The sequence below is a fragment of the Yoonia sp. BS5-3 genome (genome assembly GCF_038069655.2).
Lineage (GTDB): Bacteria > Pseudomonadota > Alphaproteobacteria > Rhodobacterales > Rhodobacteraceae > Yoonia > Yoonia phaeophyticola.
In genome coordinates, this window is the sequence record NZ_CP150951.2 from 471,000 (window position 1) to 487,127 (window position 16,128).

Below are 16,128 nucleotides of genomic sequence, written 5' to 3' on the forward strand. Positions count from 1 at the left end.
GGCCCACCTGAACTCAGGCAGGCCGCTTGGGTGGTGAGTGGTGTTAGTCAGCCGCTGCGATCAGCGCTGCGTAACGCTCTTGTGCGTCAGCAGCGGACATGTCGCCCGACCAGAACTCAGCCATCAGATCTTCGATCTGTGTTGTTGTGTCTGCAGACAGGTTCTGATCGCCTGATGGCAACACGTTGCCAGCCGCCAGGATTTCCAGACCTTTCTGCATGCAGTCATTTGCCGCGGACAAATCAATGTCGCCCCGTACTGGCAAAGACCCTTTGGACAGGTTGAATGCCACCTGTACCTCTGGCGAGATCAGCAATGCGGCCAGTTCTTTTTGCGCTGCTTCGATTTCCGGATCGTCGATCACTGGGAAATAGAACGCGTCACCACCTGTATCGAGCACCTGGTTCACGCCCAGACCTGGCAGGCAGGTGTAGTCTTCACCCGCGACAGAACCGGCAACGGAAAATTCGCCTTGCGCCCAGTCACCCATGATCTGACCGCCAGCTTCACCTGTGATCACCATGTTGGTCGCTTGGTTCCAGTCCTGCACATTCGTGTTGGCAGCCATTTCACGCGCTGCAACGGCAGCTTCGAATACTTTTGCGTATTCGGGGCCTGCAGCAACATCCGCATCTTTATCGGCATTCACGGCCAACCATGCGTCCTGCCCGGCAATCGCCACAGCCATCACGCCAAATGCACCATTTTGCTGCCAGCCTTGCTGACCCATGGCGAGTGGCACCTTGCCTGCCGCCTCAAGCGCGTCTGCGGACGCAACAAATTCGTCCCAGTTCGAAGGCACATCAACGCCAGCATCGGCAAAGGCCTGATGCGACAGCCACATCCACTGGAATGAGTGAATGTTCACAGGCACACAGTAAATCCGACCATCCAAGGTGCAGCTATCAAGCAGCGAGGACGGGTTCACGATATCGGCCCAACCACCGGCTTCAGCAACATCGGTCAGGTCCAGCATCAGGCCAGCTTCGATCAGCTCTTCGGCCTGACGGCCGTGGTTCAGCTGCGTTGCCGCCATCGGATCGCCGCCCAGGATACGGCTGATGATGATGGGGCGCGCTGTGCCGCCCGAACCGGCGATTGCGCCGTCAACCCATGTATTGCCTGTCGCGTTCCATGCCTCTGCAAACTTGGACACGGCGGCGGCTTCACCACCCGATGTCCACCAATGTGTCACTTCCAATTCGACTGCAGATGCAGCGGACGCACTGACGATCGCTGTTGCCGCGAGTAGTTTAGTGGTCAGTTTCACGATTCTCTCCTCCCTGGTTCTAAATCGTTGTAGGAAATCCTATAACGTTTTAGATTGACCTCGCAAGACAAATTAGGCCAATATCTACCACTAAAGAACAACTTCCCACTAGAACGTTGTTTTTAAATGTGCTTTTGCCCTGATCGCACCCTTCATAGCGGTCGATGCAACAATCACGAAACTGGCAGCAATGCCTGGAGACAAACCAAGATGCCCCAGAATAAGGGACAGCCAGAAATCGCAGCGCCGACCCTGTCGTCGGATGGAAAACCAACGCTGAAAACAATCGCCAAGATCAGCGGTCTTGCCGTACCCACGGTATCGCGCGCCCTGAACGATGCGCCAGACATCGGGTCAGAAACCAAAAAGCTGATCCGCAAGATCGCCAGTGATATCGGCTATGTGCCAAACCGCGCTGGCGTGCGTCTGCGCACCGGGCGCACAAATGTCATCGGTCTGGTCATGTCCACCGAACATGATTTGATGAGCCACACCGCCCGTCTGATTGCATCCGTTGCCGGCGGTTTGCGCAATACGCCCTTTCATATGGTTGTCACCCCGTTCTTTCCCGATCAGGATCCGATGGACCCGGTGCGTTACATCGTCGAAACCGGATCAGCCGATGCCATCATCATGAACCAGATCCAACCCGAAGACCCGCGTGTTGCCTATCTGATGGAGCGTAACTTTCCGTTCGCCACCCATGGCCGCACCGATTGGGCCGAGCGTCACCCCTATTATGATTACGATAATGCCGCCTTTGGCCGTATCGCCGTAAAGCAATTGGCGGATCGTGGGCGCAAGAAGGTTCTGCTGATCGCCCCACCCAAACAGCAAAACTACGCCCAACATATGTGCGCTGGTGTCACCGAGACGGGGCCGCAACATGGTTTGCAGATCACGGTCGCAGGCAGCGTCACCAGCGACTCGCTCAGTGACGATTTGGTCGCTTTTGTCCGGCAAACCTTGCAGGATGATCCGTCCATTGATGCGATCGTCTGCGCTTCGACCTCATCGGCGATGGCTGCTGTTGCCGCGCTTGAGCAAACGGGCGCCACGGTTGGACAAGAGATCGATGTTTTCGCCAAGGAGGCGATCCCGTTCCTAAAGCTGTTCCGCGCAGACATCTTGACGATTTCAGAACAGGTGAATACGGCCGGTGATTTTCTGGCAAAAGCCGCTATTCAAGCCATCCGAGAGCCAAGCAAGCCCCCGATGCAATATCTTGAAGTGCCCTCTGAAGAGACGCCGGAGGCTTAGTTCCCGCTCGCCAGCCACGCCGGTCCTGTGCTTAATTGCGCCCTATGAAACCTGCAGACCTTGTCCTGACCCCGACACATATCCGCTTTATGAACCGCCGCTTTGCCTGCACGATCGGGCGTGGCGGTCTGACATCCCGCAAGTCCGAGGGCGACGGCGCAACCCCGCGCGGCACGCATCGCATTGTCGGGATGCTTTACCGCCCGGACCGCATGGCCCGGCCCGCCGATTGGGCCCTGCCCGTGACCCAGACCGATCTTTGGTCCGATGACATCAAAGACCCCGATTACAATATGATGGTCCGCGCCCCCCACCCTTACGGCCATGAGCGCCTGCACAGGTCCGATCCGATGTATGATTTGGTGATTCTGACGGATTGGAATTGGCCCTACCCTGTCAAAGGTCGCGGCTCGGCCATTTTTATCCATCAATGGCGTGGTCCGGGCCGCCCAACGGCTGGATGCGTGGCTTTCCGCCGTGATCATCTGGCTTGGATCGCCCGGCATATCCGCTACGAAACCCGGCTTGTTATCGTATAACGAAGGCGCCTTGGGCTTAACTTGTACCAACTTGAGAGGTACAAATTATGAAACACGAAGGCCCATTCATGACACCAGAAGAAATTGCGAAATTGCCCTATCGGCCCTGCGTCGGCGTCATGCTGATCAACCCGCGCGGCCATGTCTTTGTCGGGCAACGCATCGACCGCGATACTGCCGCCTGGCAGATGCCTCAGGGCGGTGTCGATAAGGGTGAAAAGACCTGCGATGCTGCATTTCGCGAATTGGAAGAGGAAACGGGCATCACCCCCAATCTTGTCACGCTTGAGGCCGAGAGCGCCGGTTTGATACCTTATGATATCCCGCAAGAGCTGGTCCCCAATATCTGGAAAGGGCGCTATCGCGGACAGGAACAAAAATGGTTCCTGATGCGCTATCACGGCACACCGGATCAGATCAATTTGCAGACCGAACATCCCGAATTTTCCGCCTGGAAATGGGTTCATCCTGATGATCTTGTTGCGGGAATTGTTCCGTTCAAGCGCGCCGTCTATGAACGCGTTTTGGCCGAGTTTCGCCACAAGCTATGATCAGCTGGGCCGCAGCGCCCTGTTATGCTATAACCAAAATACAGGGAGACCGAGATGAAACCGTTCTTAATCGCAGCCCTTTTGGCGATGATTGCAGGCCAGGCCCACGCGCTTAGCTGCCGCCGCCCTGATCCGATTGATACCTTCAAGCAGGTGGCTGCCGCGCCCGAGAGCTATTTCGTGCTTTATGGCGAGCTAACATTTGACGGCCCGGTTCCTGCGTCCCCGGCCACCATCCCGGCCCAGTTCCGCGGCAAGGGTCTGACCCGCGAAGGCTTTACATCGGATTATGTCAGCCCGGTGAACTTGCAAATCGAATGTGTGGCCTCTTGGTGCGGATCGGCCCGCAGCGGCGGTGATGCGCTGTATTTTGTTCAGGCAACCGAGCCGCCCGTAACCATGGTCGCGGGCGCCTGTGGCGGTATGATTTTCCCTGATCCGTCGCAAGCCGTTTTGGATATGCTGACTTCCTGCATGCAGGGCGGTGCCTGCTCAGCGCAACCTCTCGAGTAGCGACACCGACGCGAACCCGTCTGCGGGCAGCCCCACGCTGCGCTGATAGGCCCGGATCGCCGCCTGCGAGTTCGGCCCGATCCGTCCATCGACCCCTTGCGTCGAGAACCCGGCATCCGTCAGCCGCTGTTGCAGCTCAACCCGTTCGGCCCGCCGCAATTGCCGCTCGCCTGCCGGGAACGCCACCCGCAATGGCCCCATCCCCCGGATCCGGTCCCCCAGATGCCCGACCCCGATGATATAGGCCTGCGCATTATTGTACCGCGAAATCGTGGTGTAATTGGCGAAGGTCAAGAAGGCGGGCCCGCCCGCCCCTGTCGGCAGGATCAGCGATGCCTCGCCGTAATTGGGCACCACTTGCCCGTCAACGCCGCGCACCCCAAGCTGTCCCCAAGCGGCCGGTGATCGGCGCCCGGTTTGCCCATAGTCAAACCCGCGTGGCAGGATCACTTCGACACCCCAGGGCTGGCCCTTGCGCCAGTTGAACCGCCGGAAATACGCCGCTGTTGAGGCCAGCGCATCGCTGGGATCATCTGCCCAGATATCCCGCCGCCCATCGCCGGTGATATCAACGGCGTAAGCCTCGTAAGATGTCGGAATGAACTGTGTATGCCCCATCGCGCCGGCCCAAGATCCGGTCATGTTGCGCGGCGCCACATCACCGTTTTGCAGGATGCGCAAAGCGGCGATCAATTGTTCTTCGAAGAAACGCCCGCGTCGCCCGTCATAGGCCAGCGTCGCCAAGGTCGAGATCAGCGGCACATCGCCCCGGCGCTGGCCGTAATTGCTTTCCATGCCCCAGACCGCTGCGACCACGTGGGGTTCGACATCAAATGTCGCTTCGATCCGCGCAAAGACATTGGCAAACTGCCGCACCATCGCCCGCCCATTGCTGACCCGCGCGTCCGAAACTGCGGTGGACATGTAATCGGCCAAGGGGCGCACGAATTCGGCCTGATTACGATCCCGGTCGATACTGTCTTGCAGATAGCGCACATCGGCAAAGGCCGCCTGAAAGGTCCGGTCCGAGATGCCTGCTGACCGTGCACGCGACCGAAACCCATTGATCCAATTCGCAAATCCCGATGATTGCGCATGCCCCGCATTGCCCAGCATAATGGCCGAGATCCCGGTGCCCATGAATTGCCTGCGTTTCATTGTCTGCCTCCGATTTATTATTTTGCCGCAGTCTAACGCAAATCGCAGGCGGGCGAAATCAACTCTGCGCGGGATCGGGGCTTTTTGCCACCATGGCCGATCCTTCTGGCCAACAGCTTGAAAGTTCTTCGATTGCGGCGCGCAGCATGGGCACGCGGCGGGGGCGGAAACTGCTGGTCGTGACCCTTAGGTTCTGCATCCGGTCGAGCCGGAAATTCCGATAGGCCTGGCGCAAATGGCACCAGGCGATCAGGCTATGTGTCTCTTTCAAAAATACGATGCTGAGCGGGTCCACCCGGCGCGTGCTGCTGTCACCATTGGCATCGATATAGTCGATCTCAACCGTGCTTTCATCCCATGTGGCCTGCCGCAGGCGGCGCACGTCAATCGTCGGCTGCGGCGGGCGTTTGATCCTATCGGCGGCGAGAACCGCATATTGCAGACGATGCGCCTGCGCATCCGGCAAGCGCGCCTGCAATTTAACCAGCGCATTGCGCGCCGCACCGGCCAGATCGGGGTCGGCAATCGCTTGCACCTCGCGAAGGCCAAGGACGATTGCCTCGATCTCTTCGTCGTCGAACATCATCGGCGGAAGGGATGCATCTTCGGTCAGCGCATAGCCATAGCCTGCCGTCCCATCGATGATCGCACCCAACCCGCGCAACGCTTCGATATCGCGGTAAAGCGTGCGCAACGACACACCCGTGTCATCGGCCAGTTGCTGCGCAGTCACCGGCGGCGCATGGCGGCGCAGCGATTGCATCAACTGAAACAGGCGGGCGGTACGCGACATGGGCCGCAGCCTATCACTGCTGCCGGAAACTGTCAGTAGTGTTGTGCATAAGGTCCCTGACACATAGGAGACCGCGATGATCACCCTTATCACTTACGAGGCCGGGTTTGGCCAACCAAGCTTTAGCCCCTTTTGCGTCAAAGCCATGTGGCTTTTGCAAGCGGCAGACGCGCAATGGCAGCGCGAGGATAGCAATGACCCCCGCAAATTCCCGCAAGCAAAGCTGCCGGCTATTCGGGTGCCCGAAGGGATCATCGGGGATAGCCACAATATCCAGATCTATCTGGAAGAACGCGGCGCGGATTTCTGGGGCGCTGTCACCGATAAGGCCAGCGGTCATGCCTTTATCCGCATGGCAGAGGAACATATGTATTTTCATCTGGTGCTGGATCGCTGGGCCAATGACCAGCTTTGGCCGATCATCAGGGAAAATTACTTTGCCGCCATACCGAAACTGCTGCGCAGACCGATCACCAGCAGCATTCGCAAAGAGACCTTACGGGGCATGAAAGCGCAGGGTCTGGGCCGCCTGACCCCCGAAGAAAGGCTGAAACGGATCGCGCCGGATCTTGCCGCCATCAAAGCCCGTCTGGATGCCCATCCCTACCTGATGGGCCCCGAGATCAGCTTGCCCGATTATTCGGTTGCCGCCATGTTGTGCGCCATGATGGCCACGCCACTACCCACGCTGCTACAAGAACGCATTACCGATGACCCGGTGCTGAGCGCATATGCTATGCGCGTTGCAGAAAGGATGACCCCGGCATGACCCGCCCGTTTGCCGATGAAAAAGTGAAAGCGGCCTATGATGCCTTCCCAGGCGAGGGCCGCGCCATGGCTTTGCAACTGCGCGATCTGATCTTTGCGGTGGCCGCAGACAACCCCGCGGTGGGCGCTATTGAGGAAACTTTGAAATGGGGGCAGCCGTCTTATCTGACCCCACAAACAAAGTCAGGCTCAACCCTTCGGATCGGGATGGCGAAGCAGGGTGGTGCGGCTCTTTTCGCGCATTGTGCGACGGACATCATCAGCACCTATGCCAGCAGCTTTCCCGGAGCCGATCTGATCGAGGGGAACCGCGCGGTAATCTTCGCAAGCCCCGACAAAATCGTACCAGAGCGGCTGCGTCTTTTGATTTACCATGGGCTTACCTATCATCTAAGAGATCGAGATTCTTAGGATCGGCGCGGAATGGGGCAAGAGCGTGTCAAAGGTCGTGCGTGTTTGCGGCAAAGGGCAAATGCGGTGCATTATCGGGTTCCATGCACAATCCTTGCTGCCGCATGTTTTGAGAACGTATGACGCATGGTAAGGTTGAACCCACACCTACTCTTTGGCGCGTGTTGCGAAGGCGTCTGATCTCGGCTGAATGAAGGCAGAGAATTGCGGTCAAATCTGGCTTCCCCAAGGGTGAGACTGCATGGCGGTCGCGACGGGACTCGAACCCGCAACACCCGGATAGACAATCCGGTGCTCTCCCATTGAGCTACGCGACCGCAATCTGCTTGGTAGGGCGTACGGGAGTCGAACCCGTGTTCTTCGTTAGAAAGACGAATGTCCTGACCACTAGACGAACGCCCCAAAAGCAGATGTGAACTTCATACATCCGGATCGCGAGTAACGTCAAATAATTATTTTAAAACAATAACTTAAATCATATCTTCTCTGTTCATTGCCCAATGCGGCAATGCTAGAACAGAACGCTGGTGTCGTATGCGTGAAGGTGAAATCAGGGAGACCGCGCAGCCGAGCGGGGTCTCCTCTGTATCGTCAGGTTCTTCCAACTGCTGATTGGACACAGCTTTGATCTCCTTGTGTTTTTGAAACAAAAAAGGCGGCCACCTGATGGTGCCGCCCTGACAGAAAGGTTCTTGTGAACCTAACTTTGGATGATGCGCATACCTAGTCCACGCACCCCCATAGGGCGTTGGTCCAAGTATCTCGTTCTGAAAACCAAACTTTCATCGTGCGCTCCAACTTGCTGGCCGATTATCAGATTTGCGCCTGAATACACAAGAAAACAATTTAGCAAGACATCAACTAAACCGGACAAATGACAGACCACCAAACCATTTACTTGGCACACCTCTGGGCCCACGTATTTCCGGCCCTATTTCCGCCGCCGCTTGACCTTGCGCGCTGTCTTGGCCGCCTTTTTCCTTGCTGATCCTGCCTTGCGCCGCCCCGGTTTGCCCCGCCCTTGTGCGGGTCCGCGCGGCATGATCCGGTCGTCCAGCGACACCAGTTCAACAATCAGTCCGCCCGTTACCGGTGCCGCTTCGGCCAGTTTCACGCTGGCCCGCTGCCCCAACCCGATGACCAGCCCTGTGTCAGCCCCCATCAGCGTTTGGCTTTCCGTATCATAGTGGAAATATTCCCGCCCTAGGCTGCGGATCGGGATCATCGCGTCGGCACCGGTTTCATCAAGTTTCACGAACACCCCGAATTTGGCGATCCCGCTGATCCGCCCGGTCAGCTCGGCCCCGATCCGGTCGGACAGGAACGCCGCCAGATAGCGGTCCGTCGTGTCCCGTTCTGCCGTCATTGAGCGCCGTTCGGTATCGCTGATCTGTTTGGCTGTCTCGGCAAGATGTTCGGTGTCCCAGGGGCTGAGCCCGTCATTTCCCCACCCATGCGCCGCAATCAGTGCCCGGTGCACGATCAAGTCCGCATAGCGCCGGATCGGCGAGGTGAAATGCGCATAGGCCCGCAGCGCTAGCCCGAAATGGCCGAAGTTTTCGGGGTTGTAGTAGGCCTGCGTCATCGACCGCAGCGTTGCCATATTGATCAGCTCAGCGTTTTCCGTATCCGCCGCCCCGGTCAGCAATTTGTTCAGATGCGCCGTTTTCAGCACCTGCCCTTTGGCCAGCACCAGCCCTGAGGCAACCGCCACTTCCCGCAATGCTTCGAGCTTTTCGGGGCTTGGCTCTTCATGTACCCGAAAGAGCAGCGGCGACTTTTTCGCGATCAGCGTTTCAGCTGCGGCCACATTGGCCAGCACCATGAATTCTTCGATCAACCGGTGCGCGTTCAGCCGTTCCTTGAATTTGACCGATGAGACCTGGCCATGATCATCAAGCACGATCTGCCGTTCAGGCAGGTCCAGTTCCAGCGGCTGGCGCTGCGCCCGCGCCTTGCAGAGCGCCCCAAAGGCTGCGTAAAGCGGCCGGATAATATCATCCATCAGCGGTGCGGTCTTGTCATTGACCCGGCCATCCATCGCCTCTTGCACTTCTTCATAGTTCAGGGACGCGACCGATTTCATCAGCCCCCGATGAAAACGATGGCTGATCATGTGACCATTCGCATCAATCCGCATGGCCACCGCAAGGCAGGCCCGTTCGACCCCTTCATGCAAAGAGCACAAGTCGCCGGACAGCCGGTCCGGCAGCATCGGCACAACCCGATCCGGGAAATACGTGGAATTACCGCGCTTGCGCGCCTCGCGGTCCAACTCTGACCCCGGCGTGACGTAATGGGCCACATCCGCAATGGCGACCCAAATCGTGAAATCCCCGTTATCATGAGTTTCCACATAGCAGGCATCATCGTGATCGCGCGCATCCCACGGATCAATCGTCACCAGCGGCATGTCCCGCAAATCCTTGCGCCCTTTCAAACCGGCAGGTTTGGCCCCGTCTGCTTCGGCGACAACCTCGTCTGGGAAATGATCGGGGATGCCATGCTGATGGATCGCAATCAAAGACACTGCGCGCGGCTGCGTTGGATCGCCCAGCCGCGAAACGATCCGCGCCTTGGGCAGCCCCATGCGCCCCTTTGGTCCGGCCTGTTCGGCTTCGACCAATTCGCCATCTTTGGCCCCACCGGTAGCCCCTGCCGCAACCGTCCACTGCTTGTCAGCGCCCTTGTCGATCGGCAAGACCCGCCCACCTTCCGAGCCCGCACGAAACACCCCCAATATCCGTTGCGGATTTGCGCCGATGCGCCGGATCATCCTGGCTGTGTGGGAATGGGCCTCGGTTTTGTCGACGGTCAGCCGCCCTAAGATGCGGTCGCCCACGCCCAGCGCCGGATCAGAGCTACGAAGCATCATCAAAATCCGCGGCTCGGGCCCTTTGCCCGTCCATTCAAGCGGGCGCGCAAACAGATCGCCATCGGCATCAGGGCCGGTAATCTCAAGCACCGAAACAGGCGGTAATTCTTCGGCATCTCGGTAAGAACTGCGCCGCTTGGCTAATTTTCCGTCGTCCTGCAATTCTTTCAAAAGCCGTTTCAGATCGATCCGAGCGGCGCCCTTGATTCCAAAGGCTTTGGCGATATCGCGTTTGGCTGTTTTGGTGGGGTTTTCAGAGATCCATTGCAGAATCTCAGACTTGGTGGGGATGCGTGTCATGGTCATGGCCTAACACGCGGCGCGCAAGGCGTCATCCCCGTTGGCGATACGCTGACCAATCGGGTGCGACGGAAGCGCCCCGCATGCCCGTATAACCTCAGACACCGCCAACAGGAGCCCGCCATGACCCCGACCCGTATCGCTATCCTTTTTTCACTTTTGCATCCTGCCGCGCTGGCAGCCCATGAAAACGAGATCAGTTTGACCACGCAAGGTGACATGACTTGTATCGCCTCAAACGGGGTGCCCGATCATGAGATGGGCCGCTTTCCGAACCCGGCCAACCCAAATGCCTTTCGCGAACAAACCCTGCGCTTTTGCTTTCCAACTGACCCGGAATTGTCCAACACCGTCACCGAAGGGCTGATGACCGTGGGTGTTTCAGTCACTGGTGTGCCCATACGGCCCTATACAGCCGGCTATTACGACCCAAATGGCCGCCGCAATCTTGGTGCGACCCCGAGCGATTGGCGCCAACAGGCCATGCATGATCCCCGCAGTCTGGGGATGGATGCGCAGAACGGGCATGTCGACCGGTCCGGTCTTTATCATTATCACGCGGTGTCATCTGATCTGATGGCCGACCAAGAGGGCTCATTGCTGGGTTACGCCCCTGACGGGTTCGAAATTCGTTATAGCCCCAGCACCGCGATCTCATCCTGGCAATTGCGCAGCGGCACCCGCAGCAGCGCGCCGGGCGGTGCCTATGATGGCAGCTTTGAGGAAGATTTCGAATACATGGCCGGTAGCGGCACGCTGGATGAATGTAATGGCGGGATGGTCGACGGGACCTATACCTATTTCGCCACCGACAGTTACCCCTATTTCCCGCGTTGCTTTAAAGGCGAGGTCAACCCCCGCTTTATGACACGCCGTTAAATGCCGGTGATGTAGTCGGCCGAGACATAACCGGTTACTTCGGGGGATTCGACAAGCGAGACCTCGCACCAAAGCTGGCCCAGTTCGGTCACGCACTCCTGGCGGTTCAGTTCGGTCCCGTCAGGCAAGCCAAGGATCACCCGATACCCAAGACCCGGCCCTGCCCGCAGCTTCAGCAGCTCATCGGGGCCGGTGCGTTCGACGACACTGTATTGGCTGGCACATGCGCTGAGCGCCAGGCAGGCGGCAATGGCTGAAAGTATCCTGTTGAGCATGATATGGCCTCGTTTGTTTTTCTTATGCATAGACTGGGAAAGCGCCAATTCACAACGCTCTGATCATATCCTGATGCGGGATGCCCGCGTCATCATAAAAAGGCCCGATAGGTACAAAGCCCAGCTTTGCATAGAACCCAATCGCATGGTCCTGCGCGCCAAGCTTTGCCTGCGTCACCCCCGGGATTTGCCGCAAATGATCCATCCCCGCACGCACCAGCGCCGCCCCAAGCCCGGTGCCGCGCCGATCAGGCAGCACACAAATGCGGCCAATTTTCCCTATCTCGCCCTCAATCAATAGGCGTGCGGTGCCGACGGGGCGCCCATCAACCGTCGCCAAAAGATGAATTGCCTGATCGTCCAGATCATCGATCTCATCAGGCTCGGAGATGCCTTGTTCCTCAATGAACACCTCGCGCCTGAGCGCGATACACGGCGCGTAATCAGTCACAACCGCGATCATGCAAAATAATCCGTCAGGATACGTTTATAGATCGTCTTGAGCTGCCCGATCTGGTCGACCGCCACCCGTTCATCCACCTGATGCATGGTTTTGCCAACCAATCCAAATTCGACGACCGGACAGTGATCTTTTACGAAACGTGCATCTGAGGTTCCCCCCGACGTCGACAGCGTGGGCGTCCGCCCTGTCTCAGCCGTCACAGCTTTGCCGATCAGATCAGAAAGGGGCCCGGGCGGGGTCACAAAGCTTTCGCCGGATACTTTGACCTGCATGTCAAACGTCACCCCGAAATCGGCGGCTACTTTGTCTGTCTCGGACTGCATCCATGCAATCAGTTCCGCGCTTGAATGGGTGTCGTTGAACCGGATATTCAGCGTCGCCTTGGTTTGCGCGGGGATCACATTGGTCGCCGGGTTTCCCGTGTCGATTGTCAGCACCTGCAAGGATGACGGGTCAAAATGTGCTGTGCCTTCATCAAGCACCCGCGATGACAGGATGTCCATCAATCGCGCCATGGCAGGCATCGGGTTTTTGGCCCGGTGCGGGTATGCGGCATGCCCCTGCACACCGGTTGCCGTGAAAAATGCCGTCAAAGAGCCGCGCCGACCGATTTTCATCGCCTCGCCCATCACATTTGGGCAGGTCGGCTCGCCCACCAGGCAAACTGACATCGCCTCATTATGCGCGCCCATCCAATCCAAGAGCGCCGTGGTCCCGTGCAGTGCGTCCGCCTCTTCATCACCCGTGATCGCCAGGATCACGGCCCCATCAGGTGGCGTTTCCGTCACAAAATCAATGGCAGCGGCGGCAAAGGCGGCCACACCGGATTTCATGTCCGTGGCCCCGCGTCCGTAAAGAAACCCATCTTTGATCTCGGCCCCAAAAGGCGGCATGGTCCAGGCGGTCTCATCCCCCAAGGGGACGACATCGGTATGCCCGTTGAAACCAAAGCTGCGATTTGCCCCCTGCCGTCCCCAACGTGCGTAAAGATTGCAAATGCCGCCCCGGTCCACACGGGTACAGGTAAAGCCTGCCTCGCTCAGCACACGCTCCAGCAAAACCAAAGCGCCACCCTCGGCCGGAGTGACAGAGGGGCAACGGACCAGATCAGCGGTCAGGGCAACGGGATCAATGGGCATGCAGCGGCTCCTTTTTCCACCATGGCTAACGGGAAGTGAAAGGGGATGCAATTTTGTTACCGGCTGCGTGGACGTTGGGAGGGGGCGCGCATGTCCGCTTTGCGGGACGAACCTGCAATTCGCTGCGGCTGCGCGAATGTCTGCTCCTTTCTTTTCAAACCAAGTGTTGCAGGTAGTTGTTGACGCTGAAGTTTGAGCACGTGACAACGCAGTATGACAGATGTTCTTCTTATTATTGATGTTCAAAATGCCATCCTCGACGGTACGGCAAGCGATAACCGCGTCGAAGCCGTCACGTCGTATTTCGACGCAGTTGTTGGGAGGCTTTCCATTCTAAAGGAAAATGCCGCGTCGCAAGGCGTTCAGACAATCATTGTTCAAAATGATGGTCCAGCAGGGCATCGACTGGCAGTAGGCACCAACGGTTGGGAAATCGTACCTCGACTTGCTCCGACCCCAAAAGACATTGTTGTCCATAAGGTGAGCTGCGACTCGTTCCATGAAACGGATCTTTCGGAACATCTCACGCGGGTTGGGGCATCTCGTCTCGTCGTCGGTGGGTGCATGACGCAGTTTTGCGTCGATACAACTGTTAGACGCGCAGTGTCCTCTGGATTTGATGTTGTGCTTGCTTCTGATGGTCACTGTACTGGGGATTCCGGAGCCTTAACCCAATCCGAGATAATCGCTCATCACAACAACACTTTAGATGGATTTGATGCTGGGCCATGCGCTGTTTCGGTCGTGCCGACGGCTGAAATCTCTTTCAGGACTTAGCAATCCGGCACGACATCCCAAGTGACGCAGGCGCAGTTTCTGTGAAGCCAAATTTTTCATAAAGTTTGTTCGCAGGAACATCCGCAAGAAGGCTTAGAAAGGTCGTTTCCGGCAACTCTTTTTTTGCCCAATTCATCAGTGATGTCATCACCAGCTTTCCAAGACCCTTACTTCGAAAACGAGGGGCAACGGCAATATCAACAATCTGCACAAAACAGCCACCGTCTCCGACGATCCGTCCCATTCCGATGGCCTCGTGTTCGCAACGAAGTGTCACCGCAAATAGTGTGCCTTTAAGACCGATTTCCGCTGCCTCAATGGAAAACGCACTTAGCCCGCCCTCTCTGCGAAGCTTTAGATATTCCTCAACTGATGGCGGTTTTTCAATGACATCAATCAAGCTCGTGTTGACGGTCATGCAATTAATCCAATTGTTTGCGGTAGCGTTCCATTCAGCTACCCATCTTACTGGCCAAATTGTTTGCCGCATACCGAAAAGCAGCCATTGGGGTTAAGCGCAGCATCGGTCTTATTGGGCTCAAAACTGCCTTTGGCTTTCTTTCATACTGCCGAGTCAAAAAACGGCGTCATCTGTGCAACGATAACACTGTTCTCATCCAATGCGCGCTGCATCAGGTCTTTTTCATCCTGCGAAATGTCGTGGCCTTCGGCCAGCCGTTCCTCTAGCGTGCCGTAGCCTGACACATCCAACGGCGCCAGATCCGCTTGCTTAAGGATCGCCACGGTTTCGCGGACCGCCTCGGCCTCATCGATCCCGCTGGCGTAGCACATCAGGGCGCCGCCCGTTGCCTCATCAGGTAGCCCATCGCCCTGATTGCGCCCGACCTCGACCAGCAGGGTAAAGACCTGTTGCCGGCTTTGCTTTTTGCTCATTGGCTGTCCTTTTCTTCCCACCGTGATCTGACCGCCCAGATTGTCGAAACGATGATCACCACCTGCAACGGTGCGTAGATGACAATCATCAACACAAGGATCCGCCAAAAGAGCGTCAGCTCCATGATCAATGTCAGCGACACCGCCGGAAGAAACAGCCAGGCCAGTAGCAGGGCAATCATCGCGATATCGGCAGCGACCGGCAGCCACGCCGCCTTGAACGACGGCCGTATCCCAGCCGCGATGCGCTTGCGCGCCAGGATACGGCTGAGGATCATCTGTGGTGTTTCCAGTTCATCAAAAATCGATGCTTCACCATGAACTAAAACACCCTAGTCCCGCAGCAATTCGTTGATGCCGGTCTTGGACCGGGTCTTTTCGTCGACCCGTTTCACGATCACGGCACAATAGAGGTTCACGTTGTTTTTTGAGGGCATGGAGCCCGCCACAACCACCGAATAGGGCGGCACTTCGCCGTACATGACCTCGCCAGTGTCCCGGTCCACGATCTTGGTCGACTGGCCGATGAACACGCCCATCCCCAGTACGGACCCTTCGCGGACGATGCAGCCCTCGACCACCTCAGAGCGGGCGCCGATAAAGCAATTGTCTTCGATGATGGTTGGGCCAGCCTGCATAGGCTCCAGCACGCCGCCGATGCCGACGCCGCCAGACAGATGCACGTTCTTGCCGATCTGCGCGCAGCTGCCCACGGTGGCCCAGGTGTCAACCATGGTGCCTTCGTCCACATAAGCGCCCAGGTTCACGAAAGAGGGCATCAGGACCACACCGGGGGCGATAAAGGCGGATTTGCGCACGACCGCGTTGGGGACCGCACGGAAACCAGCGGCCTTCCATTGATTGTCGCCCCAGCCTTTGAACTTGCTGTCGACCTTGTCCCACCAGCCGCTGCCCTGCGGGCCGCCGTCTTGCTGTTCCATATCCTTGATCCGGAACCCCAGCAGCACGGCCTTCTTGGCCCATTGGTTCACATGCCAGCTGCCGTCCGCTTGTTTTTCGGCCACGCGCAGGCTGCCGCTGTCGAGGGCACCCAGCGTATCCTCAATAGCTTCGCGGGTTTCGCCTGTGGTGGCGGGGGTGATCTGATCACGGGCCTCCCATGCGGCCTCAATAGCGGTTTCCAGTTGGGCGTTAGACATGAAAGCTCTCCGGTCTTGTATCTGGGGCTGTCTAGCCCGGAGACGGGGATCATTCAACGGCTCAAAGTGGAAAGCTGGGTACCGGGCCCTTTCGAGGCGGCAT

At 57.7% G+C, this 16,128-nt stretch carries 19 protein-coding genes and 2 tRNA genes; 8 read left to right on the plus strand and 13 right to left on the minus strand.

The annotated features are described in order from the left end of the window. Positions 1-43: 43 nt before the first annotated feature. Entirely contained in the window at positions 44-1,270 is a 1,227-nt protein-coding gene (locus tag AABB29_RS02435) for an ABC transporter substrate-binding protein (protein WP_341368458.1), read from the minus strand. Between the two features lie 210 nt (positions 1,271-1,480). Here AABB29_RS02435 and AABB29_RS02440 point away from each other — a divergent pair, with 210 nt between their 5' ends. The 4 genes from AABB29_RS02440 (at position 1,481) to AABB29_RS02455 (ending at position 4,133) form a co-directional block, all read left to right on the plus strand. Further along, a complete protein-coding gene (locus AABB29_RS02440) occupies positions 1,481-2,530 on the plus strand; it encodes a LacI family transcriptional regulator (RefSeq protein WP_341368457.1) in 1,050 nt (349 codons plus the stop codon). A 44-nt stretch (positions 2,531-2,574) separates the two neighbouring features. Continuing rightward, a complete protein-coding gene (locus AABB29_RS02445) occupies positions 2,575-3,069 on the plus strand; it encodes a L,D-transpeptidase family protein (protein ID WP_341368456.1) in 495 nt (164 codons plus the stop codon). 68 nt (positions 3,070-3,137) lie between these two features. Beyond that, positions 3,138-3,620, plus strand: a complete 483-nt coding sequence (locus tag AABB29_RS02450; RefSeq protein ID WP_341368455.1) for an RNA pyrophosphohydrolase — start codon at positions 3,138-3,140, stop codon at positions 3,618-3,620. A gap of 54 nt (positions 3,621-3,674) precedes the next feature. Further along, the gene (locus tag AABB29_RS02455; protein ID WP_341368454.1) at positions 3,675-4,133 is read left to right on the plus strand and encodes a hypothetical protein; all 459 of its coding nucleotides are present in this window, start codon (positions 3,675-3,677) and stop codon (positions 4,131-4,133) included. On the opposite strand, the gene AABB29_RS02460 is transcribed toward AABB29_RS02455, so the two are convergent. Continuing rightward, positions 4,113-5,291, minus strand: coding sequence for a lytic murein transglycosylase (locus AABB29_RS02460; protein ID WP_373636761.1), 1,179 nt, complete (start codon positions 5,289-5,291; stop codon positions 4,113-4,115). The two genes, AABB29_RS02455 and AABB29_RS02460, sit on opposite strands and share 21 nt — an antisense overlap. 58 nt (positions 5,292-5,349) lie before the next feature. After that, positions 5,350-6,084, minus strand: a complete 735-nt coding sequence (locus AABB29_RS02465) for a YafY family protein (protein ID WP_341368453.1) — start codon at positions 6,082-6,084, stop codon at positions 5,350-5,352. A 76-nt stretch (positions 6,085-6,160) separates the two neighbouring features. On the opposite strand from AABB29_RS02465, the gene AABB29_RS02470 reads away from it, so the two are divergent. Both AABB29_RS02470 and AABB29_RS02475 read left to right on the plus strand, forming a co-directional pair. Continuing rightward, the gene (locus AABB29_RS02470; RefSeq protein ID WP_341368452.1) at positions 6,161-6,853 is read left to right on the plus strand and encodes a Tom37 metaxin N-terminal-like domain-containing protein; all 693 of its coding nucleotides are present in this window, start codon (positions 6,161-6,163) and stop codon (positions 6,851-6,853) included. Further along, the gene (locus AABB29_RS02475) at positions 6,850-7,263 is read left to right on the plus strand and encodes a DUF1801 domain-containing protein (protein WP_341368451.1); all 414 of its coding nucleotides are present in this window, start codon (positions 6,850-6,852) and stop codon (positions 7,261-7,263) included. Before AABB29_RS02470 ends, AABB29_RS02475 begins: the two co-directional genes overlap by 4 nt. Before the next feature lie 242 nt (positions 7,264-7,505). Here AABB29_RS02475 and AABB29_RS02480 read toward each other — a convergent pair. From AABB29_RS02480 to rnr, 3 genes are all read right to left on the minus strand, one after another. Continuing rightward, positions 7,506-7,580 (minus strand) — tRNA-Asp (locus AABB29_RS02480). 10 nt (positions 7,581-7,590) lie between these two features. Next, positions 7,591-7,665 (minus strand) — tRNA-Glu (locus tag AABB29_RS02485). 529 nt (positions 7,666-8,194) lie between these two features. Beyond that, the gene (gene rnr, locus AABB29_RS02490) at positions 8,195-10,438 is read right to left on the minus strand and encodes a ribonuclease R (RefSeq protein ID WP_341368450.1); all 2,244 of its coding nucleotides are present in this window, start codon (positions 10,436-10,438) and stop codon (positions 8,195-8,197) included. A gap of 123 nt (positions 10,439-10,561) precedes the next feature. On the opposite strand from rnr, the gene AABB29_RS02495 reads away from it, so the two are divergent. Next, positions 10,562-11,317, plus strand: coding sequence for a YHYH protein (locus AABB29_RS02495; protein ID WP_341368449.1), 756 nt, complete (start codon positions 10,562-10,564; stop codon positions 11,315-11,317). Here AABB29_RS02495 and AABB29_RS02500 read toward each other — a convergent pair. The 3 genes from AABB29_RS02500 to dapE are packed head-to-tail and all read right to left on the minus strand — an operon-like array spanning position 11,314 to position 13,194. Beyond that, on the minus strand, positions 11,314-11,592 hold the full coding sequence (locus AABB29_RS02500; RefSeq protein ID WP_373636762.1) for an SH3 domain-containing protein: 279 nt from the start codon (positions 11,590-11,592) through the stop codon (positions 11,314-11,316). The genes AABB29_RS02495 and AABB29_RS02500 overlap by 4 nt on opposite strands. A gap of 49 nt (positions 11,593-11,641) precedes the next feature. Beyond that, positions 11,642-12,055 (minus strand): GNAT family N-acetyltransferase, encoded by a 414-nt coding sequence (locus AABB29_RS02505; protein ID WP_341368448.1) that lies wholly within the window; start codon positions 12,053-12,055, stop codon positions 11,642-11,644. Further along, positions 12,052-13,194 carry a succinyl-diaminopimelate desuccinylase gene (dapE, locus tag AABB29_RS02510; RefSeq protein ID WP_341368447.1) on the minus strand — a complete coding sequence of 381 codons (1,143 nt, stop codon included), beginning with the start codon at positions 13,192-13,194 and terminating at the stop codon, positions 12,052-12,054. Before dapE ends, AABB29_RS02505 begins: the two co-directional genes overlap by 4 nt. A gap of 213 nt (positions 13,195-13,407) precedes the next feature. Here dapE and AABB29_RS02515 point away from each other — a divergent pair, with 213 nt between their 5' ends. Further along, entirely contained in the window at positions 13,408-13,971 is a 564-nt protein-coding gene (locus AABB29_RS02515) for an isochorismatase family protein (RefSeq protein WP_341368446.1), read from the plus strand. Here the strand turns inward: AABB29_RS02515 and AABB29_RS02520 are convergent. The 4 genes from AABB29_RS02520 to dapD all read right to left on the minus strand — a co-directional run bounded on the left by AABB29_RS02520 (position 13,961) and on the right by dapD (position 16,025). After that, complete coding sequence (locus AABB29_RS02520; protein ID WP_341368445.1) at positions 13,961-14,389, minus strand: GNAT family N-acetyltransferase; 429 nt, start codon at positions 14,387-14,389, stop codon at positions 13,961-13,963. The genes AABB29_RS02515 and AABB29_RS02520 overlap by 11 nt on opposite strands. A gap of 143 nt (positions 14,390-14,532) precedes the next feature. Continuing rightward, positions 14,533-14,865 (minus strand): hypothetical protein, encoded by a 333-nt coding sequence (locus AABB29_RS02525; protein ID WP_341368444.1) that lies wholly within the window; start codon positions 14,863-14,865, stop codon positions 14,533-14,535. Then, complete coding sequence (locus AABB29_RS02530) at positions 14,862-15,143, minus strand: hypothetical protein (protein ID WP_341368443.1); 282 nt, start codon at positions 15,141-15,143, stop codon at positions 14,862-14,864. The genes AABB29_RS02525 and AABB29_RS02530 overlap by 4 nt, the downstream gene beginning before the upstream one ends. 54 nt (positions 15,144-15,197) lie before the next feature. After that, positions 15,198-16,025, minus strand: coding sequence for a 2,3,4,5-tetrahydropyridine-2,6-dicarboxylate N-succinyltransferase (dapD, locus tag AABB29_RS02535; protein ID WP_341368442.1), 828 nt, complete (start codon positions 16,023-16,025; stop codon positions 15,198-15,200). Positions 16,026-16,128 lie beyond the last annotated feature (103 nt).